Annotated in this window: 32 protein-coding genes, 2 pseudogenes and 1 other annotated feature; of the genes and pseudogenes, 26 read left to right on the top strand and 8 right to left on the bottom strand. The window is 41.0% G+C overall.

Annotated features, from left to right (window positions below; translation table 11 throughout):
• Positions 1 to 92: 92 nt before the first annotated feature.
• From MKY20_RS01135 to MKY20_RS01090, 10 genes are all read left to right on the top strand, one after another.
• Positions 93 to 263 carry a Fur-regulated basic protein FbpA gene (locus tag MKY20_RS01135; RefSeq protein WP_251175592.1) on the top strand — a complete coding sequence of 57 codons (171 nt, stop codon included), beginning with the start codon at positions 93 to 95 and terminating at the stop codon, positions 261 to 263.
• Positions 264 to 372: 109 nt separating this feature from the next.
• Positions 373 to 1422 (top strand): sulfate ABC transporter substrate-binding protein, encoded by a 1050-nt coding sequence (locus MKY20_RS01130; RefSeq protein ID WP_374940711.1) that lies wholly within the window; start codon positions 373 to 375, stop codon positions 1420 to 1422.
• 28 nt (positions 1423 to 1450) lie between these two features.
• On the top strand, positions 1451 to 2296 hold the full coding sequence (gene cysT, locus MKY20_RS01125) for a sulfate ABC transporter permease subunit CysT (protein ID WP_251175614.1): 846 nt from the start codon (positions 1451 to 1453) through the stop codon (positions 2294 to 2296).
• Between the two features lie 75 nt (positions 2297 to 2371).
• Positions 2372 to 3241: a sulfate ABC transporter permease subunit CysW gene (gene cysW / locus MKY20_RS01120; RefSeq protein WP_251175590.1), complete on the top strand. Its 870-nt coding sequence runs from the start codon at positions 2372 to 2374 to the stop codon at positions 3239 to 3241.
• A gap of 28 nt (positions 3242 to 3269) precedes the next feature.
• Positions 3270 to 4388, top strand: coding sequence for a sulfate/molybdate ABC transporter ATP-binding protein (locus MKY20_RS01115; RefSeq protein WP_251175589.1), 1119 nt, complete (start codon positions 3270 to 3272; stop codon positions 4386 to 4388).
• Positions 4369 to 4524, top strand: a complete 156-nt coding sequence (locus tag MKY20_RS01110) for a YezD family protein (RefSeq protein ID WP_197214080.1) — start codon at positions 4369 to 4371, stop codon at positions 4522 to 4524. Before MKY20_RS01115 ends, MKY20_RS01110 begins: the two co-directional genes overlap by 20 nt.
• A gap of 90 nt (positions 4525 to 4614) precedes the next feature.
• Entirely contained in the window at positions 4615 to 5160 is a 546-nt protein-coding gene (gene ssuE / locus MKY20_RS01105; RefSeq protein WP_217034814.1) for an NADPH-dependent FMN reductase, read from the top strand.
• A gap of 111 nt (positions 5161 to 5271) precedes the next feature.
• A complete protein-coding gene (locus tag MKY20_RS01100) occupies positions 5272 to 6042 on the top strand; it encodes an ABC transporter ATP-binding protein (protein ID WP_251175588.1) in 771 nt (256 codons plus the stop codon).
• A gap of 14 nt (positions 6043 to 6056) precedes the next feature.
• Entirely contained in the window at positions 6057 to 6908 is an 852-nt protein-coding gene (locus MKY20_RS01095) for an ABC transporter permease (protein WP_251175587.1), read from the top strand.
• Positions 6909 to 6927: 19 nt separating this feature from the next.
• Positions 6928 to 8268, top strand: a complete 1341-nt coding sequence (locus MKY20_RS01090) for an LLM class flavin-dependent oxidoreductase (RefSeq protein WP_251175586.1) — start codon at positions 6928 to 6930, stop codon at positions 8266 to 8268.
• A gap of 63 nt (positions 8269 to 8331) precedes the next feature.
• On the opposite strand, the gene MKY20_RS01085 is transcribed toward MKY20_RS01090, so the two are convergent.
• Both MKY20_RS01085 and MKY20_RS01080 read right to left on the bottom strand, forming a co-directional pair.
• Positions 8332 to 9351 carry an aliphatic sulfonate ABC transporter substrate-binding protein gene (locus MKY20_RS01085; protein WP_251175585.1) on the bottom strand — a complete coding sequence of 340 codons (1020 nt, stop codon included), beginning with the start codon at positions 9349 to 9351 and terminating at the stop codon, positions 8332 to 8334.
• A gap of 213 nt (positions 9352 to 9564) precedes the next feature.
• The gene (locus tag MKY20_RS01080; RefSeq protein ID WP_251175584.1) at positions 9565 to 10200 is read right to left on the bottom strand and encodes a class I SAM-dependent DNA methyltransferase; all 636 of its coding nucleotides are present in this window, start codon (positions 10198 to 10200) and stop codon (positions 9565 to 9567) included.
• 249 nt (positions 10201 to 10449) lie between these two features.
• On the opposite strand from MKY20_RS01080, the gene MKY20_RS01075 reads away from it, so the two are divergent.
• Positions 10450 to 11376, top strand: coding sequence for a PLP-dependent cysteine synthase family protein (locus MKY20_RS01075; RefSeq protein ID WP_192908096.1), 927 nt, complete (start codon positions 10450 to 10452; stop codon positions 11374 to 11376).
• A complete protein-coding gene (locus MKY20_RS01070) occupies positions 11373 to 12500 on the top strand; it encodes a bifunctional cystathionine gamma-lyase/homocysteine desulfhydrase (RefSeq protein ID WP_009335479.1) in 1128 nt (375 codons plus the stop codon). Before MKY20_RS01075 ends, MKY20_RS01070 begins: the two co-directional genes overlap by 4 nt.
• Positions 12501 to 12562: 62 nt before the next feature.
• Here MKY20_RS01070 and MKY20_RS01065 read toward each other — a convergent pair.
• A pseudogene (locus tag MKY20_RS01065) lies at positions 12563 to 12667 on the bottom strand (DUF1259 domain-containing protein); the annotation flags it as partial.
• 281 nt (positions 12668 to 12948) lie between these two features.
• On the opposite strand from MKY20_RS01065, the gene MKY20_RS01060 reads away from it, so the two are divergent.
• The gene (locus MKY20_RS01060; protein WP_251175583.1) at positions 12949 to 13326 is read left to right on the top strand and encodes a hypothetical protein; all 378 of its coding nucleotides are present in this window, start codon (positions 12949 to 12951) and stop codon (positions 13324 to 13326) included.
• 31 nt (positions 13327 to 13357) lie between these two features.
• Here the strand turns inward: MKY20_RS01060 and MKY20_RS01055 are convergent, their stop codons facing one another.
• The 3 genes from MKY20_RS01055 to MKY20_RS01045 form a co-directional block, all read right to left on the bottom strand.
• A complete protein-coding gene (locus MKY20_RS01055) occupies positions 13358 to 13654 on the bottom strand; it encodes a 4a-hydroxytetrahydrobiopterin dehydratase (protein ID WP_251175582.1) in 297 nt (98 codons plus the stop codon).
• Positions 13651 to 15384: an aromatic amino acid hydroxylase gene (locus MKY20_RS01050; RefSeq protein ID WP_251175581.1), complete on the bottom strand. Its 1734-nt coding sequence runs from the start codon at positions 15382 to 15384 to the stop codon at positions 13651 to 13653. The genes MKY20_RS01055 and MKY20_RS01050 overlap by 4 nt, the downstream gene beginning before the upstream one ends.
• Positions 15385 to 15475: 91 nt before the next feature.
• Positions 15476 to 15683 (bottom strand) — a binding site (T-box leader).
• Positions 15684 to 15783: 100 nt separating this feature from the next.
• On the bottom strand, positions 15784 to 16038 hold the full coding sequence (locus tag MKY20_RS01045) for a YiaA/YiaB family inner membrane protein (protein ID WP_009335475.1): 255 nt from the start codon (positions 16036 to 16038) through the stop codon (positions 15784 to 15786).
• A gap of 392 nt (positions 16039 to 16430) precedes the next feature.
• Between MKY20_RS01045 and MKY20_RS01040 the strand changes: the two genes are divergently transcribed.
• The 5 genes and pseudogenes from MKY20_RS01040 to MKY20_RS01020 all read left to right on the top strand — a co-directional run bounded on the left by MKY20_RS01040 (position 16431) and on the right by MKY20_RS01020 (position 20112).
• Positions 16431 to 16634: a hypothetical protein gene (locus MKY20_RS01040; RefSeq protein WP_251175580.1), complete on the top strand. Its 204-nt coding sequence runs from the start codon at positions 16431 to 16433 to the stop codon at positions 16632 to 16634.
• 11 nt (positions 16635 to 16645) lie between these two features.
• Complete coding sequence (locus tag MKY20_RS01035) at positions 16646 to 17416, top strand: class I SAM-dependent methyltransferase (protein ID WP_251175579.1); 771 nt, start codon at positions 16646 to 16648, stop codon at positions 17414 to 17416.
• A gap of 120 nt (positions 17417 to 17536) precedes the next feature.
• Positions 17537 to 18490, top strand: a complete 954-nt coding sequence (locus tag MKY20_RS01030; RefSeq protein WP_251175578.1) for a DUF2268 domain-containing putative Zn-dependent protease — start codon at positions 17537 to 17539, stop codon at positions 18488 to 18490.
• Between the two features lie 15 nt (positions 18491 to 18505).
• A complete protein-coding gene (locus tag MKY20_RS01025; protein ID WP_251175577.1) occupies positions 18506 to 19108 on the top strand; it encodes a hypothetical protein in 603 nt (200 codons plus the stop codon).
• 297 nt (positions 19109 to 19405) lie between these two features.
• Positions 19406 to 20112, top strand: a pseudogene (locus MKY20_RS01020) (DNA alkylation repair protein).
• Positions 20113 to 20159: 47 nt separating this feature from the next.
• On the opposite strand, the gene MKY20_RS01015 reads toward MKY20_RS01020, so the two are convergent.
• Positions 20160 to 20771, bottom strand: coding sequence for a cupin domain-containing protein (locus tag MKY20_RS01015; RefSeq protein ID WP_251175576.1), 612 nt, complete (start codon positions 20769 to 20771; stop codon positions 20160 to 20162).
• 484 nt (positions 20772 to 21255) lie between these two features.
• Here MKY20_RS01015 and MKY20_RS01010 point away from each other — a divergent pair, with 484 nt between their 5' ends.
• A complete protein-coding gene (locus MKY20_RS01010; protein ID WP_251266912.1) occupies positions 21256 to 22710 on the top strand; it encodes a serine hydrolase domain-containing protein in 1455 nt (484 codons plus the stop codon).
• 38 nt (positions 22711 to 22748) lie between these two features.
• Here MKY20_RS01010 and MKY20_RS01005 read toward each other — a convergent pair whose 3' ends face one another.
• On the bottom strand, positions 22749 to 23225 hold the full coding sequence (locus tag MKY20_RS01005) for a VanZ family protein (protein ID WP_251175573.1): 477 nt from the start codon (positions 23223 to 23225) through the stop codon (positions 22749 to 22751).
• 308 nt (positions 23226 to 23533) lie between these two features.
• On the opposite strand from MKY20_RS01005, the gene MKY20_RS01000 reads away from it, so the two are divergent.
• From MKY20_RS01000 to MKY20_RS00970, 7 genes are all read left to right on the top strand, one after another.
• Entirely contained in the window at positions 23534 to 23695 is a 162-nt protein-coding gene (locus tag MKY20_RS01000) for a hypothetical protein (protein WP_175502229.1), read from the top strand.
• A gap of 54 nt (positions 23696 to 23749) precedes the next feature.
• Complete coding sequence (locus MKY20_RS00995) at positions 23750 to 24142, top strand: hypothetical protein (RefSeq protein WP_251175572.1); 393 nt, start codon at positions 23750 to 23752, stop codon at positions 24140 to 24142.
• Between the two features lie 10 nt (positions 24143 to 24152).
• Positions 24153 to 24383, top strand: a complete 231-nt coding sequence (locus MKY20_RS00990) for a hypothetical protein (RefSeq protein ID WP_251156691.1) — start codon at positions 24153 to 24155, stop codon at positions 24381 to 24383.
• A 163-nt stretch (positions 24384 to 24546) separates the two neighbouring features.
• Complete coding sequence (locus MKY20_RS00985; protein WP_009335464.1) at positions 24547 to 24738, top strand: hypothetical protein; 192 nt, start codon at positions 24547 to 24549, stop codon at positions 24736 to 24738.
• A gap of 22 nt (positions 24739 to 24760) precedes the next feature.
• Entirely contained in the window at positions 24761 to 25198 is a 438-nt protein-coding gene (locus MKY20_RS00980; protein ID WP_251175571.1) for a YfmQ family protein, read from the top strand.
• Positions 25199 to 25381: 183 nt separating this feature from the next.
• Positions 25382 to 25840, top strand: coding sequence for a LytTR family DNA-binding domain-containing protein (locus tag MKY20_RS00975; protein ID WP_251156692.1), 459 nt, complete (start codon positions 25382 to 25384; stop codon positions 25838 to 25840).
• A complete protein-coding gene (locus MKY20_RS00970) occupies positions 25837 to 26250 on the top strand; it encodes a DUF3021 domain-containing protein (RefSeq protein WP_251175570.1) in 414 nt (137 codons plus the stop codon). Before MKY20_RS00975 ends, MKY20_RS00970 begins: the two co-directional genes overlap by 4 nt.
• Positions 26251 to 26263 lie beyond the last annotated feature (13 nt).

The raw sequence follows: 26263 nt of genomic DNA, 5'->3' as shown, positions 1-26263 counted from the left end.
TATATGTTTAATAAGAATTAGGATTGTTCGCTGATTGGTCAACCAAAAGCATTTGCAGCAGCTATTGATTGAGTAAATCAGGAGGGAGTCAGGTGTCAAAGCATTTAAGAAAGGCAGTTGAAGGCAGAAAGAGATATTTAATTAACAGTCTGATAAGTGCGGGAGTCTTTAAGAAAGGTGAGCACCAATTGTTTGCGTTAACCTTAACTGACCTTGAGCGGGAATACGCCAATAACCTGGCCAATCAGGGAGAGAAAGAGTGATGCCGAAGAGAATATGGAGCTGATCAGATAAACTGAAGGCCGGTGCTTAGTGAACTAAGCATGCGGTCTTTTTTTATAAGGACAATCAAAAGGGGAGATCTGGATGGGTATGAAGAATTCTTTTATAGGTTTATTGGCAGCAGGTTTGCTGGTTTTGACTTTTATTACAGGATGCAGTCAGGAAAGCGGTGGAAAAGCAGAGAGTGAAGGCAGCTCAGGCAAGGATCCGATAGAACTTTTGAATGTTTCCTACGATCCGACACGAGAGCTTTATCAGGAATTCAATCAGGAGTTTATCAAGTATTGGAAGGAAGAAACCGGGCAGGACGTGACGATTCAACAGTCACATGGCGGTTCCGGAAAGCAGGCAAGATCGGTCATTGACGGGCTGGAAGCGGATGTGGTAACTTTGGCGCTTGCCTATGATATTGATGAAATTGCCAATAAGCGGGGAATCATCGAAAAAGACTGGCAGAAAAGGCTGAATGATAATTCTACTCCTTACACATCCACAATTGTCTTTTTGGTCAGAAAAGGGAATCCAAAAAATATTCAAGATTGGGATGACCTGATTAGGGAAGATGTTTCGGTTATTACACCTAATCCGAAAACATCAGGAGGAGCAAGATGGAATTATCTTGCGGCATGGGCCTATGCGAGCAAGCAGTTTAATGGAGACGAAAAGCAGATCAAAGACTTTGTGAAGAATTTATATCAGAATGTTGAGGTTCTTGATTCAGGGGCACGTGATTCAACGAATACATTTGTTCAGCGGGAAATAGGAGATGTTCTTATAGCTTGGGAAAATGAAGCCTATTTATCCATCAATGAGCTTGGAAAAGACAAATTTGAAATTGTGAATCCATCGATCAGTATTCTTGCGGAGCCTCCAGTAGCAATCGTGGATAAAATAGCCGAGAAAAAAGGAACGGCTGAAGCAGCCGAAGCTTATTTAAAGTATTTATACAGTGAAACCGGACAGGAAATTGCAGCAAAGAACTATTACAGACCGAGAAATACTGAAGTGCTGAAGAAATATGGCGATCAGTTTGCTGATATTGAATTCGTTACCGTAGATGAAGAATTTGGAGGCTGGCAAAAAGCACAGGAAACCCACTTTAATGATGGCGGGACATTTGATGAGATCTATCTCCAATAAACAGCATGAGAATGAGAGGATTCAGGTGATGGGGTTGAGAATATCAAAAAGAACAGACTTCAAAAAATATAGCGTACTGCCGGGCTTCGGCTTAACAATGGGCTACACCATGCTTTATCTTAGTATTTTAGTTTTATTGCCGCTGTCCATGATCATCTTTTATAGTTCGCAAATGGGCTGGACTAAATTTTGGAACACGGTGCTGGATCCAAGAGTAGTGGCCTCCTACAAGCTGAGTTTTGGTGCGTCTTTGGCAGCTGGTTTAATTAATATGGTATTTGGTGTTCTCCTGGCCTGGGTTCTGGTCAGATATTCTTTTCCAGGCAAAAAGATCATTGATGGTCTTGTAGATTTGCCCTTTGCTCTTCCGACGGCAGTTGCAGGTATCGCCCTGACAACTGTATATGCACCTAATGGATGGATTGGAAGTCTGCTGGGATTTAAGGTGGTTTTTACGCCAGTCGGGGTGGTAATTGCCCTGACATTTATTGGGCTTCCATTCGTAGTAAGAATGGTGCAGCCTGTCCTGCAAAGTCTTGAAAAAGAGGTGGAGGAAGCTTCTGCCTCCCTTGGAGCAAGCCGCTTCCAGACTTTCAGAAAAATCATTTTCCCGGAATTGCTGCCGGCTGCACTTGCAGGGTTCACCCTTGCCTTTGCAAGGTCTCTTGGGGAATATGGGTCAGTCGTTTTTATTTCGGGAAACATGCCCATGAAAACCGAAATCACGCCACTGCTGATTATGACGAAACTTGAGCAATATGATTATGCAGGTGCTACAGCCATTGCTGCTGTCATGCTGGTCGTGTCGTTTATGCTGTTATTTATTATCAACTTTATTCAATGGTGGACGAACAGAAAGTTTATTTCGCATTAGGTATAGAAGACGACCGTTTTAAGTGACTTTCCGGCTGCTGCCGTTTTGATTTTTTTAAAAGAAAGGGGTGGTGAAATGGGCGGGAATATACCATTGAATTTTCCGAGTACTCCGCTTGGGAGTCCTAGAGAAGCAAAGGATCCCAGGTGGGTTCAATGGCTGTTAATCAGCTTTGCCTTAACATTTTTGGGGTTGTTTCTGATCTTGCCGCTGGTCACGGTTTTTGTTCAGGCTTTTGAAAAGGGATTTGCGGTTTATCTGGAGGCAATTACGAATCCGGAAGCATTATCCGCGATTAAGCTTACCCTTTTGGTAGCGATTATTGCTGTTCCGCTGAATGCCGTCTTTGGAATCATGGCAGCCTGGGCAATAACCAAGTTTCATTTTAAAGGAAAGAACCTGCTTATCACGCTAATTGATCTTCCGTTCGCTGTTTCTCCCGTAATTGCCGGCTTAATTTTCGTCTTGCTGTTTGGCTCCCAGGGAATTTTCGGGGAATGGCTTTTTGAGAGGGATATCAAAATAATTTTTGCTGTGCCTGGTATTGTACTTGCGACGATCTTTGTAACGATTCCCTTTATTGCCAGGGAATTGATCCCGCTTATGCAAGCGCAGGGAACGGCAGAGGAGGAAGCATCGATCACTCTTGGGGCAGGAGGGTGGAAGACATTTTGGCATGTGACCCTGCCTAATATCAAATGGGCTCTTCTTTACGGCATGATTCTCTGCAATGCGCGTGCCATTGGAGAGTTTGGAGCGGTTTCGGTCGTATCCGGCCATATAAGGGGGCTAACCAACTCAATGCCCCTGCATATCGAAATCCTATATGGCGAATACCAATTCGCTGCTGCGTTTGCTGTTGCTTCTTTAATGTCGATAATGGCCATATTCACACTTATTATAAAAAACATTCTGGAATGGCATGGAAAAAACAGAAGAGCATAGAAATCATAGAAGGTAGGGGGATTTCAGAATGAGTATCGTTATAAATTCCGTTTCCAAAGCTTTTGGGACTTTTCAGGCATTGGAAAAAATCAATCTTGAAATCCATACAGGAGAGCTGGTTGCCTTATTAGGCCCCTCGGGTTCAGGGAAGACCTCCCTGCTGCGGGTTATTGCCGGTTTAGAGGCAGCTGACAAGGGTTCTATATTTTTTGATAGTGAGAACATTACCGGCATTAATGCTAAAGAACGAAAAGTCGGATTTGTCTTCCAGCATTATGCACTGTTTCGCCATATGACGGTATTTGATAATGTCGCTTATGGGCTGAAAGTAAGGCCAAGGAAAGAACGGCCGGGCAAAAAAGAAATTGAGATTAAAATTCATGAGCTGCTGGAGCTTGTAAAGCTGAAGGACTTGGCAAATCGTTATCCTGCCCAGCTGTCAGGAGGACAGCGACAGAGGGTTGCTCTTGCAAGAGCTTTGGCGGTTGAACCTAAGGTGCTTTTATTGGATGAACCGTTTGGAGCTCTTGATGCAAAGGTCAGAAAAGAGTTGAGAAGGTGGCTGAGAAGACTCCATGATGAATTCCAGATTTCAAGCATATTTGTTACACATGATCAGGAAGAGGCATTGGATGTTGCTGACAAGATTGTCGTGATGAATCAGGGGAAAATCGAGCAAATTGGGACACCGGAGGAAGTATATGATAATCCTCAGACTCCCTTCGTATATGACTTTTTAGGGAGCGTCAATTTATTCAGGGGAAGGCTGAAAAATGGAAAGCTGAACCAAGGTGATGTGGCTTTGGAAATTCCAGATTGGGAAGGCTTAGATAACCTGGAGGCAGTAGGCTACGCAAGGCCGCATGATATCAGCATCAGCAGAGAAGGATCAAATGATGATGCAGTGCTTGCTACCATATCCCATTTGCATATCGTTGGGCCAATTGTGCAAATAGAACTTATCAGGAAAGACACCAATGATTATCTGGAGGCCGAAATTCCAAAAGAAAAGTATCGCAGGCTGGGATTGAATGCAGGAGAAGAAGTATTCATTAAACCAAAGCAGCTCAAAATCTTCACACCTGAAGATTTATCATTTAATTTATTTAAGGAAGGGAGTATGTACAATGGCAAAAATCACGCCTGAGTATGAAAAGTATATTTTATCTTCTATTAAGGATATTGAATATGGGTCAGTCGTCATTACCCTTCATGCAGGGAAAGTGGCGCAAGTGGAAATAACTGAAAAAATACGTGTAGAGTCTAATAATGGGAAGAGATGATGTTTATTTTTGGATTTATTCCTAGTTTGTTTATAGGTATTGTAGGATATTGTTGTGTAGAAATAAATCAAAGAAAGGATGGCGGCGGTTATGAGCTATTATATTGCCATATCGGGAAGTCCATCTTCCGTATCAAGGTCTTCCATACTTGTAAACTATTTGCTGAAAGAATCTGCTAAACAAGGGATTTCTGTAAAGGAATACTCTGTACTTGATTTTCCTGCCAATGTCCTGATTGAAGGACGGTATGACCATTCTTCCATTAAAAAGCTTTCTGAAGAAATAAAGGAAGCAAGCGGCATCATTATTGTATCTCCAGTATATAAAGCTGCTTATACAGGTGCACTGAAAGCATTGCTGGATAGTCTTCCTCAAGACTCTTTTAAAAATAAGCCTGTTTTTCCATTAATGGTTGGAGGAAGTCCTGCCCATCTGCTGGCAATTGATTATTCCTTAAAGCCTTTATTGGCTGCCCTAAGCGCCCAGACGATCTTAAAAGGGGTGTATCTCACCGATCAATATGTGGATAAAGAAGATTTCGAAAATCCGATAAAAAATGAGGAGGTGCTTGAAAAAGTTACAGATCAGCTTAAGCAGTTAGTAAACATCTCCCAAAATAAAAAAGCTGTATTATAGCAAACAGTCATTCGACCGGACTCCCGGAGAAGACACGATTTCTATTTTCATAGAACGTGTCTTTTTTTATTTAAACTGGCAGGTGGAAATTTTAAAGGAGGGAAATTTCAAATGGCTTTTTTAGAGATCAGTCATTTAGACAAGACGTTTCATTCAGAAAAAGGAGAAGTTCAGGCATTAAAGGATATTCATTTAGATGTTGAAAATGGTGAATTGATTACGATTATAGGGCCCAGCGGGTGCGGGAAAAGCACATTGCTGCAAATCATTGCCGGTCTGGATAATGATGTGGCAGGTATTGTGAAGATTGACGGGAAGGAAGTAAAGGGCCCCAGTATTGATAAGGGCTTTATATTTCAGGAGCCAAGGCTGTTTCCCTGGCATACGGTTGAGAAGAATATTGCATCTAATTTCACATTAAGAAATAAGGAAGTGAAGGAAAAGGTAAAAGAATTAATTGAACTGGTTAAATTGGATGAGTTCGCCAAGGCCTATCCAAGAGAGCTTTCCGGGGGAATGGCGCAAAGAGCTGCTATAGCCCGTGCCCTTTTGCGTAACCCTAAGGTATTGCTTCTGGATGAACCGTTTGGTGCTCTTGATGCGTTTACCAGGTCCCATATGCAGGATGTTCTTCTGGATATTTGGCAAAAAAATAGAACCACCATGCTTTTTGTTACCCATGATATAGATGAAGCTATTTATCTTGCAGACCGGGTAGTAATCATGAATGCAAGACCGGGATCCATTCAAAAAGCGGTAAAAATTGGTTTGCCTCATCCAAGGAAAAAATCAAATAAATCGTTTCAGGAATTTCGCCAGCTTATTTTAAATGAATTTGAAAAGACAGATGAACTTGAATTAATAGATCGAGCAGGAATCTAGCGGAGGTGTATGGATTGAATAATAAAGCAGACTGGGCACACCCGACGGCATTAGAACAGGGCAAAGAGAAATTGAGAATAAAAGAATTAAAGGGAAGTAGTGATAAAAAATTGGGCGTGTTCTTAAGAGGGATGATATTTCCGTTTCTTGTACTGCTCATCTGGGAATTTGCCGGCTATTATCATCTAATCTCGGAAGCACTCCTGCCAAGGCCAAGCAGCATTTTCAGCTCATTTATTGAGCTGCTGACTGCAGGCAATCTTCTTTACCATTTTAAAGTCAGCTTTCTGCGGGCATTGGGAGGCTTTCTCATTGGAGGAACCCTTGGATTGCTTGCTGGTTTAGCTGTCGGCTTTTCCAGCAAGGTGGAGCATACGCTGGATCCGACGCTGCAAATGCTTCGGACCATTCCGACTCTGGCAGTCATTCCGCTGTTTATCTTGTGGTTTGGTTTTGGTGAAGTCTCCAAGGTGCTTCTTATCGCAAAAGGAGCTTTCTTTCCGCTCTATGTCAATGCTTTCCTTGGCATACGCAGTGTGGATGCAAAATTGTTTGATGTTGCAAGGGTGCTTGAATTCAGCAGATGGAAGCAAATCACGAATTTGATCCTTCCTTCGGCCCTACCTAATATCCTGCTGGGGTTTCGCCTTGCATTAGGTGCAGCATGGCTGGCGCTGGTCGCTGCGGAACTCATGGGGTCAAGTGAAGGTATCGGATATTTAATTACGGATGCCAGACAATTTTCACAGACAACGGTTGTATTTGCAGGAATTATTATTTTCGCTGTATTTGGAAAGGCTTCGGATTCGTTTGTAAGATACTTTGAAAGAAAATGGCTTAAATGGCGGGAGAGCTATAAAGGCTAAAAAATGGAGGCGGGATAGAATGGGAAATCGTAAAATGAACCTGAATTTATTTTTAACAAGCATGGGACACCATGAGGCCGCATGGAGGCACCCTTCATCAGATCCAGAGCGGGCATATGATATCTCTTATTATCTGGAGATTGTTCAAAAAGCGGAAGAAGCAAAGCTGGATTCTATTTTTCTGTCAGACAGATATTCGGTATCGACAAGTGCTGTCAAGTACGGAGAGTTGGGCGGTGGAGGTTTTGAGCCTCTCACTCTATTATCCGCCTTGTCCGCTGCAACCAAAAAAATCGGACTGATCGCAACGGTCTCGACTACTTTTAATGAGCCCTTCAATGTGGCCAGAAGATTTTCTTCTCTGGATCATTTAAGCAAAGGCCGTGCAGGCTGGAATGTGATCACGTCAGGAACGGATGCAGAAGCAAATAACTTTAATCTCGAAAAAATACCAGAACACAGGGAGCGCTATAAGCGTGCCAAAGAATTTGTGGAAGTGACTAAAAAATTATGGGACAGCTGGGAAGAAGGGGCGTTAGTAAGGGACAAAGAAGCGGGGATTTATTCCTTGAGTGATAAAGTGCATGAAATCGGCCACAAGGGCAGCTATTATTCGGTAAAGGGACCGTTAAACAGCCCAAGATCTCCGCAGGGGCAACCTGTCATTGTACAGGCCGGCTCATCGAAAACTGGCATTGATTTCGCCGCTCAATTCGCAGAAGTGGTTTTTACAGCACAGCAGTCCCTTTCTGAAGCACAAGCATTTTACAAAGCATTAAAAACGAGGGCTGCTGAGTTTGGACGAAATCCGGAGAATGTCATCATCCTTCCGGGCATTTGCCCTATAATAGGTGCAACAGAAGAAGAAGCGAGAGAAAAAGAAACAGAGCTTCATAATTTGACCAATCCTGAGTATAGTCTATTGCAGCTTTCCAATCGTATTGGCATTGACTTAACAGGCTATCCATTGGATGGACCGCTGCCCGAACTGCCTGAAATCCAGCAGATTCAAGGGCATCAGAGCCGAACCAAACTTATCCAGGATCTGGCTAAAAAAGAGAATCTGACCATTAGACAATTGCTTCTCAGGCTTGCTGGAGGCAGGGGTCATTATACGATTGCCGGGACAGCTGAGCAGATAGCGGATGAACTTCAGCTATGGTTTGAAAATGGGGGTGCTGATGGATTTAACATCATGCCTCAGCTAATGAGTGAAGGCTTTTCAGATTTTGTTCAATACGTTATTCCGCTTCTTCAAAATAGAGGCCTTTTTAGAACAGAATATACAAGTGATACCCTGCGAGGCAATCTTGGGCTGCCCTTTCCTGACTTAGTTCAAAATGTTGATCCAGCAGGATAAGCTAAAGAAGAATCCCGCTCAGATTAAATGAAGCGGGGTTCTTTTCTTTGTTTTAATGAATAGTTATTTGTATTCTTTTAAGACTTTTTCAATATAGGAGTTATCAACAACTTCAGAAACATTGATTTCTTTGTTGATTCCTCCCAATTCTAATAGAAGTGCAGCAGACTCCTGCTGGGTCCCCACAATTTCCGGACTGATTGGTGTATTGGCCGGAACGGAGTTTTCCAGCACTCTCGCAATAACTTCTTTATCCGTATTCTTCAGATCTGCATATATTTCGATTGCCTCCTCTTTGTTCTCAAGCTGCCATCTTGTTGCTTTTTCCGTTACCTTAAGATAAAGTTCCACTAGTTCAGGATGTTCTTTTGCGAATTGTGTGCGGACAATTTGAAATCCGGGACTGAAGGTTCCGACTGTTTCACCATTTGCGATGACTTTTGCGCCGTTTTTGACCACTTGAATGGACTGATAAGGTTCCCAGATTGCCCATGCATCCACTTTCCCGGTTTCAAAAGCAGGCTGTGCTTCATCAGGCTGAAGCTGGATGATTTCCAATTCTGACGGCCTGATGTTTTCCTTTTCCAGAAGGCGGTAGAGTAGGCCAAATGCACTGCTTCCTTTTGCAACCGCCACTTTTTTTCCTTTTAAATCCTTTACAGATGTAATAGGGCTGTCTTTAGGAACCAGAAGAGCATCCCCTCTTTCTCCGGTGCTGGCAACGGCAATCTCTTTAAAATCAATCCCGCCACTTTGTCCGGCAAGCACCGGAATATTTCCAACACGGCCAAAGTCTATGCGGTTAGATGCAATTGCTTCAAAGTAAGAAGGACCGCTTTGGAATTCCGCCCATTTTATTTTTACTCCTGTTTTCTCAAACTCTTCTTCAAACCAGCCTTTGTGCTTGGCTAATAGAATAGGCCAGATGCTTTGCTGGATTCCTATTGTAACGGTTAGGCCGTCTTCATTTTTTTTACCATCAGAATCGCTTCTTGTGCTTGCCGATTGTTCCTGGCATCCGGCCAGCCATCCGATCAGGAATACAAAAACAACAAAAGATTTTACATACTTCCAGCTATTCATTTTTCAATCCCCCTAAATGTTTTAAGTCTTAAACCCGATTTGTTTAATCTCACCCCCCTTTTTTACACCGATAAACAACAAAGGCCCTGCGGAATAGCAAACAGCTATTCCGCAGGGCCTTCAGCAGACTGATCGGCAATATATTTTTGATAATTCAATCATAATTCTGATATTTCCTATTTGTCAAGTAGGATTTTTGGCGCGGTGATAGGATTATAATTTAATTGCGTGTATGAGCCATACAAACCGATTGAGCTGCTTAAACTCGACAGTAAACCCATTGGATTGAAAGATTTCATCCAATACTGGGATCGTTGTGTAATATTCCGTTTCCAGATCCTGTGCTAGGCTGAGAAAATGCATCCTTTTTGCTTCTTCGATGACAGCCTGTTTATTCTCATTACTTTTAAAGACGGTATCTGCAAAAATCACTTTGCCGCCAGTTGAAAGCAAAGAACTGTATTTTGTGATGGCTTCAGCTTTTTCGGTGTCCTTTAAATGATGAAAAGCGTAAGTACAAACGAAGGCATCTACGGGACCAATTATTTGGAAGTCCAGAAAATCACCATTTAATAACGGAACATTTGGCAATTTTTTCCCTGCTATATCCCTCATGGCTGCAGAAGGTTCAATTCCAGTTACATTAGCTCCTTTTTCCAAGAGTTTCTGTGTTAAATTGCCAGTGCCTACACCAAATTCAATTACATTCCCGTTCACATGATTGGCAACCTCTTGAAGGATATGTTCATAATTCAAAAACACCTCTTGATATTCAAGGTCTTTACCCGTTACAGCCTGATCATAGGATTCTGCCCAGTGGTCAAACAAATCTACAAATTCACGGCCCATTGTAAAAATCACTCCTTTTAATTCTTATAATACTTATTGGTATAGTATGAATAAATATCTAACTTGGCAACTTTGCAACTTGCCTTATTTCTCAGTTGCCAGCTGATTTTTCAGCTGATAATTGACAAAAAAACATTTAAAACATACTATACAAGTAGGAATAATAAGAATTAAAGGAAACATAAGTAAAATCCAAAAAACGCTATGGAGAAGAGTAACCATTCTTTCTGAAAAACAGAGGTGCTGACGATGAATTATTACAGCAGTGTGAAGGAACTGATTGGGCATACCCCTCTTGTGAAAATCAAACACTACGCTGTTCCGCATGGAGTAAATGTTTTCGCTAAGCTTGAATATTTTAACCCCGGCGGCAGTGTAAAGGATCGGTTAGGACAAAAGCTGATTCAGACAGCGATTGAGGATGGGCTGCTTCCGGAAGATGGGGCTGTAATTGAACCGACTGCAGGGAATACCGGGATCGGCTTAGCGCTGGCTGCTATTGGAACGAAGATCAAAATCATCTGTGTCGTACCTCAAAAATTCAGCGTTGAAAAACAGGAACTAATGAAGGCGTTAGGGGCAGAAGTTATTAATACGCCGACTGAAGAGGGCATGGAAGGCGCTATTAAGAAGGCTGAGGAACTGCTGCTAAAGATTCCTAATTCCTATAGTCCTCAGCAATTCAGCAATGAAAATAACCCGCAAACGTATTATGAAACATTGGGACCTGAGATTTTCCAAGCGTTAGATGGGAAGATCGATATTTTTGCAGCAGGAGCAGGGACTGGCGGTACATTCATGGGCTGCGCCAGATATTTTAAAGAAAAGAATCCAAAGATAAAGACAGTTATCGTTGAACCTGAAGGATCCATTTTAAATGGCGGAAAGGCAGGGCCGCACCGAACAGAGGGAATCGGGATGGAGTTTTTGCCGCCGTATATGGAAATAGGTTTATTTGACGCCATTCATACCATTTCAGATAAAGATGCCTTTAAACGAGTTAAGGAGCTGGCATTATTGCAAGGATACTTAGTTGGAAGTTCGTCAGGAGCTGCTTTCGAAGCAGTATTGAGAGAAGCTGAGAACGCTGCGCCTGGCACGAATATTCTCACGATTTTTCCTGACAGCAGTGAGCGGTATTTAAGTAAATCTATTTATGAGGAGGATAAACAATGAGAAAGAAAACACAAATGATTCACGGCGGCATCTCCAGGGATGAACATACAGGTGCCGTCTCCATTCCTGTCCACCATGCCAGTACCTTTAAACAAGATGGTGTGGGCAATTTCATTTATGAGTATGCAAGAACCGGAAATCCGACAAGGCATGCACTGGAGGAATTAATAAAGGATTTGGAAGGCGGATACCGCGGGTTTGCTTTCGGTTCCGGCATGGCGGCTATCTCTTCTGTAATGCACTTATTTTCAACAGGAGATCATGTTATTTTCACAGATGATGTATATGGCGGGTCCTATCGATTAGTGACAAAGGTTCTGACGAAATATAATGTAGATGTAACCTTTGTGGATACAAGTGATTTGGCTGCTGTGGAAGCGGCGATCCAGGAAAATACAAAAGCCATTTATGTTGAAACGCCAACAAATCCATTGCTGAAGATTACAGACTTGGCCGGTATCTCCAAACTGGCAAAATCAAAGAATCTGCTAATGATTGTAGATAACACCTTCAGTACACCATATTGGCAAAATCCGATAGAACTGGGTGCTGATATAGTCCTCCATAGTGCCACCAAATATATAGGCGGACATAGTGATGTGGTTGCTGGGCTGGTTGTGGTGAATTCCGAACAGCTTGCTAGAGATATGCACTTCATCCAAAATTCAACCGGTGCTGTTCTGGGACCGCAGGACAGCTGGCTATTAATCAGGGGAATTCGGACACTGGCCATTCGGATGGAGGAAATTGAAGAAAATGCGAAAAGGGTGGCACATTTTCTTGCCAATCATCCACAGGTTTCAAAGATTTATTATCCAGGATTTAAAGATCATAAAGGCCATGACATTCACTTGCAGCAGGCACGGGGCTTTGGCGGAATGATTTCCTTTGATGCCGGAACCGGTGAAAAGGCAGAAGAGGTCCTTAAAAAAGTAAAATACTTTACCCTGGCAGAAAGTTTAGGCGCGGTGGAAAGTCTAATTTCCCTTCCAGCCAAAATGACACATGCATCGATACCGAGAGATCGCCGTCTGGAATTGGGAATAACAGACGGCCTGATCCGCATATCGGTTGGTCTGGAAGATGCCGAAGACTTGATTGAGGATTTGGAGTCAGCGCTATAAGGAAAAGCCCCATTTAGTTCAAATTCTAAATGGGGCTTGCGTATTTTTTTATTTGAAAATGATTAACTTCTTAACGCTCTTCTGACTTTCCTTGCAAAATTGATTGGATGATCAACATCCTGGATATTCACATAAATGAGGCTGGGCTGATCAAATAGCCACTCATTGTCCTGCCCCATTTATATTAGTACAAATTTTAAGTTATATATATGGTTAATGTGGTAATATAAGGTAAATAAAGGGGAGGTGATGTCACATCAAGCTTGCCCATGAAAAGGGTTTAATACCTAAGTTATTCAGCCTAAGTCTGATTTACATTTTAAGTGTAATCCCCATCAGCATCATTTGCGTTAACTTCATTCATAAATTCTACTTTTATCCTCAATTCTTCTTAGCATTTAGCACCTATAAACTTTCTTATGTGATCTTTAGTACAGGATTTTTTCTTTTGTTCGCTGTGGCTGGGACTTTTCTGTATTCCAGGGAAATGAATTCTTCAAAACGGCTGACTTTAACAGCTGTTTTCTTGTTCGGACTGTCTCTTTTCATATTCTATATGTCTTTTGATGTGTATGCCTATTTGGATGAAAACGGGATTCATATTAATTGCGCATCCACTATAAAGGCAGTTGAAAGCTATCAGTGGGAAGAGGTGAAATCGGTCACTCAGCTAAACAAGAGGGGGCTGCCGGCTCAGCTTGAAATTGCATTAGAGGATGACAAGAAAATTTTGCTGAATCTTCATTCAGACTGGTATGCAAAGAGAAGGGCGTTTTACGAAGTGCTTCCGGAATATGAGATTCCGCTTGATACAATGGAAAAATAAGTGCCTGTCACCTCAACAGGCACTTATTTTCCTAATGATGGTCTGCAAGATAAAGGTCATCAATCTTCCTGGCTAGCTTAAAATCCAGACCTGTCAGCCCATTCTCACTCCAGGAAGTGAGGGAGATGATCACCATTTTGTATTGAATGGTGATAAAAGGATGATGGTTTTCTTTTTCGGCAAGCGATGCTATTTTATTTACGAATGCGATTCCATCGAGGTATTCTTTGAAACGGTAACGTCGTTCAATCCATTTGCTGTCTTTTCTTTTCCAGTCCGACAGCGTGGATAGTTGCCGGGCTATTTCTTCTTCACTTAATCTTTTCATACTGTGGCATGCCTCCTGCCAAAAATGACATCGAGTCCGTTTTGAATCAGCCGGACATAGCGTTCTTCCCTGCTTAACTTTTCAAGCTGGTCCAGGAGCAGTTTTTTCAAAGGGGATTCTTTGTCATGCTTTTCAAGCAGTTCCAATACTTCCAGCTGAAGCAGCCATTCTTCCGGGAACTCGTCGAGAATTTTTCCGATAACACTGTGAAGAAGGACATCCTGAGAGAAATTTGTGTCTCGGATTTGCCTTACTTCCGCATATAGCTCTTCCAGAGGCGTAAGGGTTGTTCCTTCTTTTGGACTTTCTTCTTCGTTTATAACAGATTCCCCGTGGTATGCAGCGTAATCTGCTGCGATGGGCCGTGCAGAAACAATCTGACTGCCCACAGCTAAATCATATGTGCCCCAAGTGGGATGGAACAAGATTTCTTCTCCCTTTTTGACGAGACATTCTTCAAGTGATATTAAAACAAGGGTATCATGATTAAATAATAGATTCGTCACATGGCCGGAAATTTCTACTCCGCTTTCGAATGTGATTTGCATCATTTTATTTATTTCGATGCCAAGTTTTTTCAGGCTCTGTTCAGATTGATTCTCCAGCTTAATGCCTCCAGCAAGTTTTCCGATAGGCGCTCCAAAGCCGTCATTGTGAATATCAGGACCATGATGATTAATTTGTTCATTTTGAATCGAAAGGGCACTTGGACCTGAGGTTTTGACATAGATGGCTTCCCCTTCTGCATCCTTCATGATATCGGTGAAAAGACCAGTAATCTGAATTCCGGAATTGAACTCGATGTGCGCAACCTTGCTTGAAGCGATCGCTTTTTCGATAGCCACTGTACCGCCTTGCCTGAAGGCCATCGACTCGCCGAACCTCGTCACTTCCTCAATCAATTGTTCAAAGCTTTCGCAAACAAATAGCTGAGTCTGCATAGATGTAACGTCATAGCTGGTGTTAATCGCATCTTCAATTGTAAACAGGCGTTTCTTCACCTGATCGGACAGGCTATGTTTACTTTCTCCTACAGATGACAGCAGTCCTGCACCGAAGATCTTGGGCTTCTGCAGATCGCCAATCAGTCCAAATTCAACTGTCCACCAAAAAATCCGGGAGATTTGCTCAGCTTCAGAAAGTCCTTTTACGAGATGCTGTTTTTCCTTTAACCGCTGTTTGGCTGCTTCAATTTCTTCTTCTGTTGAAGCAGGACTTTCCATGACAATCGATAAATGCCTGATTGCTTCAAACACCTCATGTTCTTCTTTTGTCGCAAAAGCGTTGGCGCCGATATTCCCTATTAATTTAACAAACTCTGAGTAGGTTTCATCAAATAAAATCGGTGCATGCCCCGCCGCTTCATGGAGAATGTCAGGAGCGGGTGTGTATTCGATATTGGTCTTCTGGCGTATATCCGTTGCGATAGGAAGGATGCCATGCGCTTGAAAATCAAAAAACGCTGTGCCCGGAATCAATCCGTCGACAATGACAGCCCCCCAGCCGATTTTATCTAAATGATCGTTCATTTCACTTACCCGTGGAATGCTGTCGATGGAAATGCCGGATGACTTCAGACCTGAAGTGAATGCATCATGGGCTATGTCCTCAAGGAAATGATGATTTTGCCTCATCACATATCTCCAAACCGCATGGTCAATGGGACTGTAAGCATTGTAATGCTGCTGGGCTGTAAAAGGGCGTAAGTGCAGGGGAATCGATTTCTTCATTTGGTATGTCTCCTTTTATTAGTTTTCATGCTTAAACGCTTTTTAGTGCGAAAGTAAATGGATATAAAAAGTCCCTGCTGAATTTTCATTCAGCAGGGACGAATTTATTCGCGGTACCACCCTGATTGTAAGTATATAACTTACCACTTCACAGAATAACGGCTAAACCGTCTTATTTCAGAAAAGAAATAAGAAGCTCCAGAAACGTAATTCATGATCTCCTTTGTACTGGTTTTCAGCACCACCAGCTCTCTGTAACAGGGAGGATACCACTACTTCAATTCCTTCAAAGCATTTAAGTATTAGGATGCTTTATATCTTAAACGCTTTTAAGTGTTAAAGTCAACACATTTTATTTAATAAAAAGAAAAAGCCCAGAAGCATTTCTGAGCTTGTGTATTATTGTTCAATTTTAGCTGATCTGCGCTCCTGCTCTGCCATGATTTCCGCATCTTCGGCATTGTCCCGTGTTACTTTCTGAGTCAGAATGGATCCAACTGCCACCAGGAGCATGACCGCAATATAATACCCTTTTTCATTAAGCTCCATATCAGCATTGTAAAGCCCAATCAGAAACAGGCCAACGCCGGCGATCAGTGTAAAGTATGCTAAAAATGTAAAAGCTGGCGTGTTTCTCCTTCTATACTTTTGCATGTGTTTCAATCCCCTTTTTCCATAACAAATTTTCTCGGTTTCCCCTTGCAGTGCTGTAAGGTTTACATCTAATACAGCAGATGTAACATTTTATTCTTTATGACTTAAAATTATCCTTTTTTGTAAAAAAATGCAACATAAAATCATGTGAGTTTTCTACTGTTTTTAATTTTCGTTGAAAATTCACCTATTTAGAAGATATGTTTGTGTAAAAAGGTTTAAATAAAGAGAGAATCTAAAGCTGGTATTTTTTTATTGGCTGAAAGGAGGTAAAGATTTGTTAGCGAATATAGTGTTCCGGGACTGATTCTGTTTTACTTTTACTGCTGATAGCAAGTGGAATATTTTTTGTTTACCGGCTGTTTAAGAAATAACCGATATGAGGTGGCAAAGTGCGCTATATTTTATTAATCGCAGTAATAGGTTTGCTGATTTATATTCTTTTTCGGATGTTTAAGTCCAGAAGAGACGTATCAGGCAATAACTTTACCCCAATTGATGACTTGGATAATGGGCTGATCAGGAAAAGCAGCAAGGAACCTCATAAAATTGAAGCTAGAAGTGAAACTTCATTTGAAGATAGAAAGGAGAATTAAATCTGGATACTATGAAATTTACAGAAGAATACAATGATCCGATTTTATATGATAAAGAGAATGACTCCTACCAGGAGGATGTTTCCTATCTGCTGAAATGGGCTTCAAAAACGGGTGGGCCAATTATTGATTTAGCCTGCGGGACAGGGAGAGCGGCCATTCCGCTGGCAAGTAAAGGGCATCGTTTGATTGGAGTAGATGCCCATAGCGGAATGTTAAACCTTGCAAGGGAGAAATCAGCTGGGCTGGGCCTGCAAATTGAATGGGTGGAACAGGATTGCCGAGGTCTCAGTCTGAATGTGAAGAGTCCGTTCATGTTCTCAGTCGGAAATTCTTTTCAGCATTTTTTAACGAATGAAGATCAGGATGATTTCTTATCATCTGTTAATAAACATCTGGAACGCGGCGGCATCTTTGTCTTTGGATCAAGGTTTCCGAGTGTGGAAGAGCTGCTGCAGCCTGCAGAAGAAGAATATTGGAAAACGTATATAGACCCTGTCAGTCAAAACAAAGTGGATGTATATACAATCAGTACGTACGACTCACTAAGTCAGATTCAGCATTATATCACTATAAGAAAATTTTACGATAGTGAAGGAATGCAGACCAATGAAAAAAGAACAAGTATAAACCTGCGGTATGTTTTTCCAAGAGAAATGGACCGGCTTCTATTGAATAACGGAATGGAGATTGTCCATGTATTTAGTGATTGGCAGGAGACACCTGTCAGATCTGATAGCTATGAGATGGTTTATGTTTGCAGAAAGATGAGAGAAATCTAGGGATTATACTGCCTGTCCTCTTAAAAATGAGGGCAGGATTTTTTATGGGTGTCACCTAGCGAATGTCCAAATTATGGTAATGTTAATTTAAAAGATATATTTGGGCAAGGGATGGTTGGTATGAAGAGAGTTTTGCGGTTTTCAAAAATTATGCTGATGCTGACGATACTGTTCACATTGGCTGCCTGTTCTGAAGAGGAAAAGTCGAGCAAAGAAAAACAAGTTGAAGAAAAGATTGCTTATTCATTTGAACATCCGGAGACAAAACAAAAATACAAAGTCGTACACGCTTATAAGCTATATACTTCTCTGATTGATCAGCTCGAAAAAAACCAAGAAGATGCCGGTGAAGTTTATCAGAATAAAATAATAAAAAAAGTCTACAACACATGCTTTGAGGGCGGGGAATACCTCCACATGGTAGATAACCTGCTGAAATGGTCCCCTGAAAACTCTGATTCAATTAAGAAAGTTCTGAACGAAATCGATGAAGAAAAAACAAATGTTGCCATTAAGGATGCACTTCTAAAATCCTCAGATTTTTTACCTTCGGAGGAAGAAACAGCAGTTTGCGTTTTTCCTTCACATCCCGGAAATGAGAATACAATGGTTGCAGCAGGAGCTGGAAAGATTATTGTTTTTTACAATGAATTTTACACAGAAGATATGATTAGGGCCGGCATAGCTCATGAATATCATCACAGTATTTGGACTGAACAACACTTAGAAAAGTATATATCTTTTTCTGTGCTGGATAACCTCATTTTTGAAGGTAAAGCTGTGATGTTTGAAAAGCTCATTTATCCAAATATCACCTTTTCTCAAGTGGACCCAAGTTTTAATAAAACCTTCTGGGCAAAAGTTGAAGGAGATTTAGATACATATGATCTAAATCGTTCTCTGGAGATTTTAATGGGCGGTCAGGCCCTTCCACGTCATTATGGCTACAGTGAAGGCTACAAAATGGTAGATTCTTATCTCAAACTGCATCCGGATACTACTCCGGAAGAGTGGACAGCCTTGAGTGCGGAAGAGATTTTTCAAGAGGGGCAGTATTTAAAAAATTATCAGTAGCGCTGAGGAGGAGTAATGGTGAAAAGAATGCCGTTTGAAAGACCTGCAGAGCATTATGATGAAAGACTGTTATCCATTGATGAGCAGATATGCACTTTGCTGAAGAGGCGGAAGGAATTATCTGATAACCCAGGGTATCCGCACCTTGATGTGATTTCGAAATGGGCAAAAGTGAATGGCCTTTATGAGGATTATTTAAGGTCACTATTTGGCTTGCTGGAAAATGATGAGCATTTCCGCCCGCAGGTCGAGCCCGTTAATTTTCAAAAGTATATACCGATTTTGAAGTCAGTTGAGAAAGAAAAAGCTATTTACTCAGTGAACTTTATTAGGCAATATGAAAATGCAAGTGTCGTGAATTTTAATATCGATTGGGAAACTGACGAAGAAAATAGAAGAGATCGGCTTCACCGGCATAGTTTCTGGGAGTTAGAGATTGGTGAAGGATATGATACAAGAATAACGGGTGGAAGTGGAACAGACGGACATCTTAACCACAATTTTGTTGTATCCCCGCCTCTGCCTGAACAAATATCTGGGCTGGAGTTTTTTTTCAAAGAGTATAAAACTCCTTTCAAGAAGAAGCCCACAGACCTGGAGATATGGATGCGTTTATGAAGCATCAGGAGATGTCTCCTCGTTAATGAACTTAATTAGCATCACTTCTTCGGTTGTATTGTTCTTATAACTTATACGGGAGTCTATTGGTTTCCCTGTTCTTCACCATCCTGCTCTTCTTGAAAGTGACGAAATTAATCCGTTTGTTAAAAGAAAATTGATGACGGCTGCTGGAAAGCTCGGCTTAACCACAATATATAGCTTGGTGACAAGAGCTTTTTAAGGAGAAATTGACTTAAAGTAAATGAATACGGCTGATAATGTAATGGCGGCTGTTGTTTGAAGGGGTGAGAGAGATTGAATTATGAAGAAATCATGAAAAGGCTTGAGGAGCTTGGCTCTGATCAGACGAAGCGGATCTTTATGAATCACGGGGCGAAGGAGCTTTTTTTGGCGTGAAGGTTGGAGATTTGAAAAAGCTGGTGAAGCATGTAAAGAAGAATCATGAGCTGGCACTGCAATTATATGAATCAGGAAATCATGATGCGATGTATTTGGCAGGACTATCTGTTAATCCGAAGCTAATGACAAAGGAGACTTTACAGGATTGGGCTGAGAAGGCTTATTGGTATATGCCTGCGGAATATACAGTTGCCCAGGTGGCCGCTGAAAGTGATTATGCTCTTGAATTGGTCCGGGAGTGGATTAAATCGGAGGAAGAAATGGTTTCAGTCTGCGGCTGGAGCACTTACTCCAATTATGTTTCAATCACATCTGATAATGAGCTGGATGTCAATGAAATAAAAGCATTATTGACTAAAGTTAAAAATACCATTCATGAAGAAAAAAACCGAGTAAGGTATGTGATGAACGGTTTTGTCATCTCTGTGGGGTCATATGTACCGGAGCTGAATGTGGAAGCGAAGAATGTTGCTGTACAAATCGGAAAAGTGCATGTGGATGTCGGAAACTCTGCCTGTAAAGTGCCTTTGGCAAAGGAAAATATTGAAAAGGTGGAATCGAAGGAACGGGTTGGGGTTAAGCGGAAGACATGCATATGCTAAGAGAATCTAAGAAGACAGGCATGGTAATATCCATGCCTGTGAAACCCTCAATAATAATACATATGTTGAGGGAAATATTGTTGGGTGTATTGATATTGCTGGTTTGGTTCCGGCCTATGAACATTTCTGCTGCAGTCTTTTGTCGGGCCGATAAAGGTTGAAGGTTGGACAGGTGATACGGTCTTCTGCCATTGCTTTTCATCCATACAATAAGTGTGCGCCATTATATTTGAAGGCGTTAATTTGAGAATGTCTGATCCCAGGATGACTTCCGGAGTAGGAGCATTAAAGATGGCCAGCAGATGAGTGCTGTCGGTATTGGCTATCTCATAATGCCACCAGCCCTGAGGGACATTGGCTACTTGCCCAGGTGTAATGTAATAGTTCTGGATTTGTTTTGTAAATGGATTAAGTAATGAAACAGTCGCTGTACCTGAAATACAATAAACCAATTCTGCAGCGTTTTGGTGATAATGAGGTTCTATCACATTATTTTTGCTTAGATAGATGTCCAGAAGTGAGACATCTTCCAGCGTGTTTAATTGCTGAATGCCCAATACATTTATTAAATTTCTGTTATCTTTTTTCATTAGATTGCTTTTGTTCACATCAAAAAAGTAATTTAAAGACGGAGAGCTGTAATCCAAATATTTAACCATTTCTGCTCAGTCCTTTTGGGAAATGATTTTCTCAGATAAAGTATGCATATGCCTACAATCGGTGCATGTACCTAAATAACGTGGTTGTGTTTGAAAAAGAAGGAGAGCAATAAATGAAGAAAAAAGGCATAAGGTTCTCGACTGGTATGAAAGGTAAAATCACCATTACTAAAAAGAGACCAAAAGTTCTATAGGCTTAAGAAAACTAATCGCTACAGTATTCATTATTTGTTTGCCGGCCCCATGTGTACCTCTATCTTTCTATATAACCTGCATTATTTTCCAAATTATCTTTCTTGATGAAAGAGTCCGATCTTCTTCTGCGTCTCAAGTCCTATTTGAAAATAAAGCTGAGGCTCATTATAGATATTTCCAAATACAGGTAAGATGAGATCAAGAAAGGGAATGTGCCTATAGATATTTTTTAGCATCCCGACAACGGGACAAACCGTTGATTAAGAACATTGGTAAAGGGAGAGGTTATATGGCAGTATTGCCGTCCAGTTCTTTAAAGATAATATTGGTTCTTTTCTTGCTCACTTCATTTAGTCATGATTTGCTTGAAAATTCTGCTTCAGCTGAGGAAGACATCGAAGCAAAAATAGAGAAGGCAATTAAGGATTACCTGGAAGAATATCAAGTTCCAGGAGCTTCAGTTGCCATCGTTCATAATAATGAGCTGTTTTTTTCAAGGTCATGGGGCGTTACTGGAGAATCAGAGGAGGAGGTTACAGAACAAACTCCTTTCACGATTGGCTCCATAAGCAAATCATTAACGGGAATGGCCATAATGAAATTAGCTGATAATGGAACCATCCGCCTGGAAGCCAGCATTCAGGAATATCTTCCCTGGTTTACACTGAAAAATGGGAAAGCTGCCGAAATAACAGTAAAGCAATTGCTCACGCAGACAAGCGGGTTGAGTACCTACGAAGGGCTTGCACTATCTGATAAAGAGTTAACAGGCAGTAAGGCTATTAAGAATCAAGTCAAGAAAATGTCAGAAGTTGAACTGACTGCTGAACCTGGTGAGAAACATCAATACAGCAATGCCAATTTCTTAATTCTGGGTGCGATGATTGAAGAACTAACAGGAATGCCCTATGCAGAGTATAGGGATCAGCAGATTTTTGAGCCTTTAGGAATGAAAAATGCTGCAGCCAATAAAGAGGGAGCTTATAAGAAAGGATACCTTAGCGGTTATCAAGCCTGGTTTGGATTTCCGGTGAAAAGTTCTGTAGCCTACGATAATGCCGGGGCACCATACGGATACATTGCGGCCAGTTCTGCAGATATGGTCCAATTTGTAAAATTATTGAGCGGGAAAGGGCCAGATCATTTTATCAGTGACAAAACATTGGATTTATTTATGACTCCTCAGGTTCAAACAGGTGAGAACCGATATTATGGTTTAGGAATACGCATATCAGGCCCGGATACTTCCAGAGAAATGATCTGGCATTCTGGTTCTACACCTGATTCGCATGCAGAAGTCTTTTATATCCCGGAAACTGGCTGGGGCGGCGTTATTCTGACAAATAAGAATCATATTTTAGAGGAAGATGGGCTTTATTATCTTAAGAATCATATTATTAGCCTTTTAAATGGCGATGAGACAGAACAAGTACCTAATCATAGTTTGGTGATACAATCCATTCTGCTGGGATGCGTCCTGCTGCTAATAATACTTTCAATCTATTTATGGAAAAGATTCAGAACCCGGAAGTTTCTAAAAAAGGGAATGGAACTTTTCTTAGGGCTGATTTTTATTGGCCTGTCAGCTGGACTAATCCCTGTTTTCACAGCTAGTACATCTTCACCTTGGCATTCCATCTCTGTCTTTGCACCTGATATTGCCCTTTTAACGATTTTGGGTGTAATTCTACTAGCAATAAATGGGCTGCTGCTATTTAGATTAATTTTTAATAAAGCAAGGTAATGGAAATGCCTGTCTACATCCGTTAGACAGGCAATTTTTTATATGTTCACTGCATTTTTCCTTGTTTTCCGGGCTGTCATCGCTTTCCATAATCCAAACCCTATTAACGCTCCAATGATATTTAGAATAAAGTCATCTATATCTAAACTTCCTCTTCTTGTGACCAGCTGTATAATTTCCACACTAAGAATCATAACAGTCATGGTAACTGCAAATGATTTAATTCTGTTTAGCGTTCTTATAAAATAGGGCAGAAAAATTCCCATTGGCAAAAATGCAGCCACATTGCCGGCAAGGTTTTTTATAGGAATGATTAAATTCATACTTCCATTTGAAATAGCTAGTACATACCCATTAATTGTTTTAAAAGGCACAAAGTTTGAGGAAAGCTTCATATATTCCATTAACGGCATGTCTGACCAAAATCCTCTCGATATAAAGAAGAGTAATACTGTTAAGGCACCTAGGTAAGAAAGAAAGCTAATTCCCATGATCAATCTTATGATCTTTTTCATTATTATCCCCGCTTAAAAATAGTCTTTGATAATAATAACATAATTTTTCCAATTTTCACCCAATAAACTTAACTGCCTGCTATTATAATAAAACTAATGCAATGCATAAGGGGGATGTTATGAAAAAGGATTGGATTAGAATGATGGCTATGGCATTCATTATTATAAGTGCAATAACCTATTATGAATTCTTTTTTGTCCAAAGAATTCACTTGAGCTGTATCAGGAGATTGCCTTAGCAGAAAACTACAAAGAGGCTCGAAAAATTGTTCTGGAGGAATTTGAAAGCAATTTCAAGGAAGAGGATTTTGAATACATTGCCTGATCGAATAAGCCATTTTACTCTATTGGAATATGAGGGCAAGACCTTTGTGATCATGACATCCCCGGGCACTGAAAAGTTAAAAGTACTTGCCGTGGAAGAACTGCCAGATGAATTGAGGGAGTGTTTTATGAAATTGCCTCAATAGATTAATAGTCATATTTTAGTAGATAGGGACATCTTTTATACAGAGGTGTTTATTTTGAAAAAGAAACTAATATGGCTGTGTGTAGTTACAGTCTTGATTTTTACGTTTTATGAAGTAATGTTAAAAACCAAAACGGTTCGTTATACGGGCGAAAACGGGGATTGGTCAGTTGAAATTAATGCTAAGCTGGCTGGTCTTGAAGGAAGTCACTCCATAAAGATCCGCTATAAAGGGTCAGGTACCGTTGAGCGTGCAGATTATAGAATTTTCCCGGATGATTATGAAGGGGGATATCCGGATTTTGATAATAAAGGAAACTATTATTGGGCATGCAGTGACTGTGGTTATTATGACCAGAAAGATGAACTTCTTTTTTTCATTGTATGGGAGGAAAGAGGAAAAGCAGGTGAAAAGGCGGGTTTTATAGATTTAAAGAGGAGCCGATAGGAGGAAATTAATGCTGTGGGTACTGACGCAAAATAAGAGAAGCTTAGTCAATGTGAAAGAGGTAACTGTTAAAGGAAAAACCGTGGAAGGAATAATCAGCAGGAGTTTCTTTGTATATTGGAGCAGGGTCCTGGGTGAATATGACTCTCATGAAAGAGCAATGGATGTGGTCAAACAGATTCATAAAAAATTAGAGGGTGAAGCAAGAGGTTCAACGGCCTTTTCTGTGCCTGATATGTAGAGTTCAATAATATTTGCCGTACCTATTAAGATGGGAGCGGCATTTTTTTTGGTGAAAAGTGGATGGTTAATTTTATATCGAATTGGATGGTTATCTATTGACTGGTTTACGGTATTATTTAGTTATAGAAGTTTATTAAAATGTAAAAGAAGAGGTGCGCAGCATGGGAATAATGCTTGGGCTGGTTCTAATTATCTTAATTTTTGCTGTGGTTTCGACTTTGCTGCTGACAGGCAAGGCTGATGAAAACTATGGAAGTTCAACAAAACGGAACACAACCAATTTAACCTTAATATATGTGGTAATTATTTTTATCGGATTAGCTTCTCTTGGAGTTTATATTTGGCGGTTCTAAATACAAATGGAGATGAAAAAAGATGACATGGGCAGTAGTGGTTCCTATTATTCTCGTTAGTCTGCTGAAAATCGTGCTGACCTGTATGCCGACCGGCACGGTTAATTGGCTGATCCGGAAATTTGAAACTCATTCCAAGCTTGATGAAAAAGAGGTTACAGTCACAATTGGTGATACTAGGCTGAAAGATGAGGAGAAATTTCAGTTTATCAATCAGTTCAATGAAGGAATATTTATTAAGAAACACTATATCCACCCGGGCAACGAACAGCTTTTTTTACGGCCGGAGATCAGTGGAACACCTATAGTTATTGAGTTTCTGGAAAGAGATGACAAGCTGTTCGTATATAGCTATAAGGACCGAATTGATGTGGTCAAACAGTGCAGAAAAAAGGTCATCGCATACAGCTTGATTTCTGATAGCCTGCAAAGCAGTTCACTGGCAATCAAGGCCAGTTAAACTAAGAGCATCAAATAGACGCCTAGATCCTTCGTGATTTAGGCTTTTTTATGTCTGCAGGAGGGAGGGGAATTACTGCAGCTTACCCTGCTGATCATGCGTGTTGCCTTAATTCTGGTGACAATTGGAAATTAGCCATCTATACTGAATCTATAAAGCTGATGGAAAGGAGGGGCGCCCTTCATGAAAATCCTGCTTAACATCGACCCGCGCAACGAGGAAACCTCCGTGACAATTCATTGCAAAGAAATCACCCCGGATATCCAGGAAATCCTAGAGTACCTTAGGAAGAATGAAACCGGCCTGATTGTCGGAAAGGATGGAGAGAACCAGCACTTAATAAAGCCTGATGAAGTTCAATTTTTCCGTTCAGAAGGCGACACAGTGACAGCCGCCACCCCTGAAGGAATTTTTAAAGTAAAGCAAAAACTTTATGAACTTGAACAATCCCTCCCTCCCCACCGGTTTATCAGGATATCCAAATCAGTCATAGCGAACCTTTACGCCATGAGCCATTTTGAGCCATCCTTTAACGGGACACTCTGTGTGCACTTTAAATCGGGGGAGAAGGAGTATGCTTCACGCCATTATGTCGGACGGATAAAGGAAATTTTGAGAATGAACAGGAGGGAGACGAAGTGAGGACATTTTTGTACAGAAGCATGATCGGCATATTCTTTGGGGGATTCATTTCTACAGCGGCAACTATAGCCTTAATTTATTTCGGCGGTCAACCCACGTTAGATGGGCAAACATTTATCATAAATGCATTGGGCTTTATTATCAGCGGCTGGCTGTTTACGGTTACTCCGCTTTATTTTGAAATCCGCTCACTTCGCCTGCCCATGCAGACTGCCCTGCACTATCTTACCGTCACGATTGTTTATTTCACATTAGGTCTTTGGATTGGCTGGATTCCGATCGGAGTAAAGAACTTTTTCATCTACCTTGGAATCTCACTATTGGTTTACGCGATTGCCTGGATCGGCTTTTATCTTTACTTTAAAAACGAATCGAAGAAGATGAATGAGGATCTGGAATGTATCGAATAGAATTGAAGGAGGA

This window comes from Cytobacillus sp. FSL W8-0315 (genome assembly GCF_038002905.1).
Classification (GTDB): domain Bacteria; phylum Bacillota; class Bacilli; order Bacillales; family Cytobacillaceae; genus Cytobacillus; species Cytobacillus pseudoceanisediminis.
Note: the sequence above shows the minus strand (reverse complement) of the source record. Positions and strands in the feature narration are given on the sequence as shown.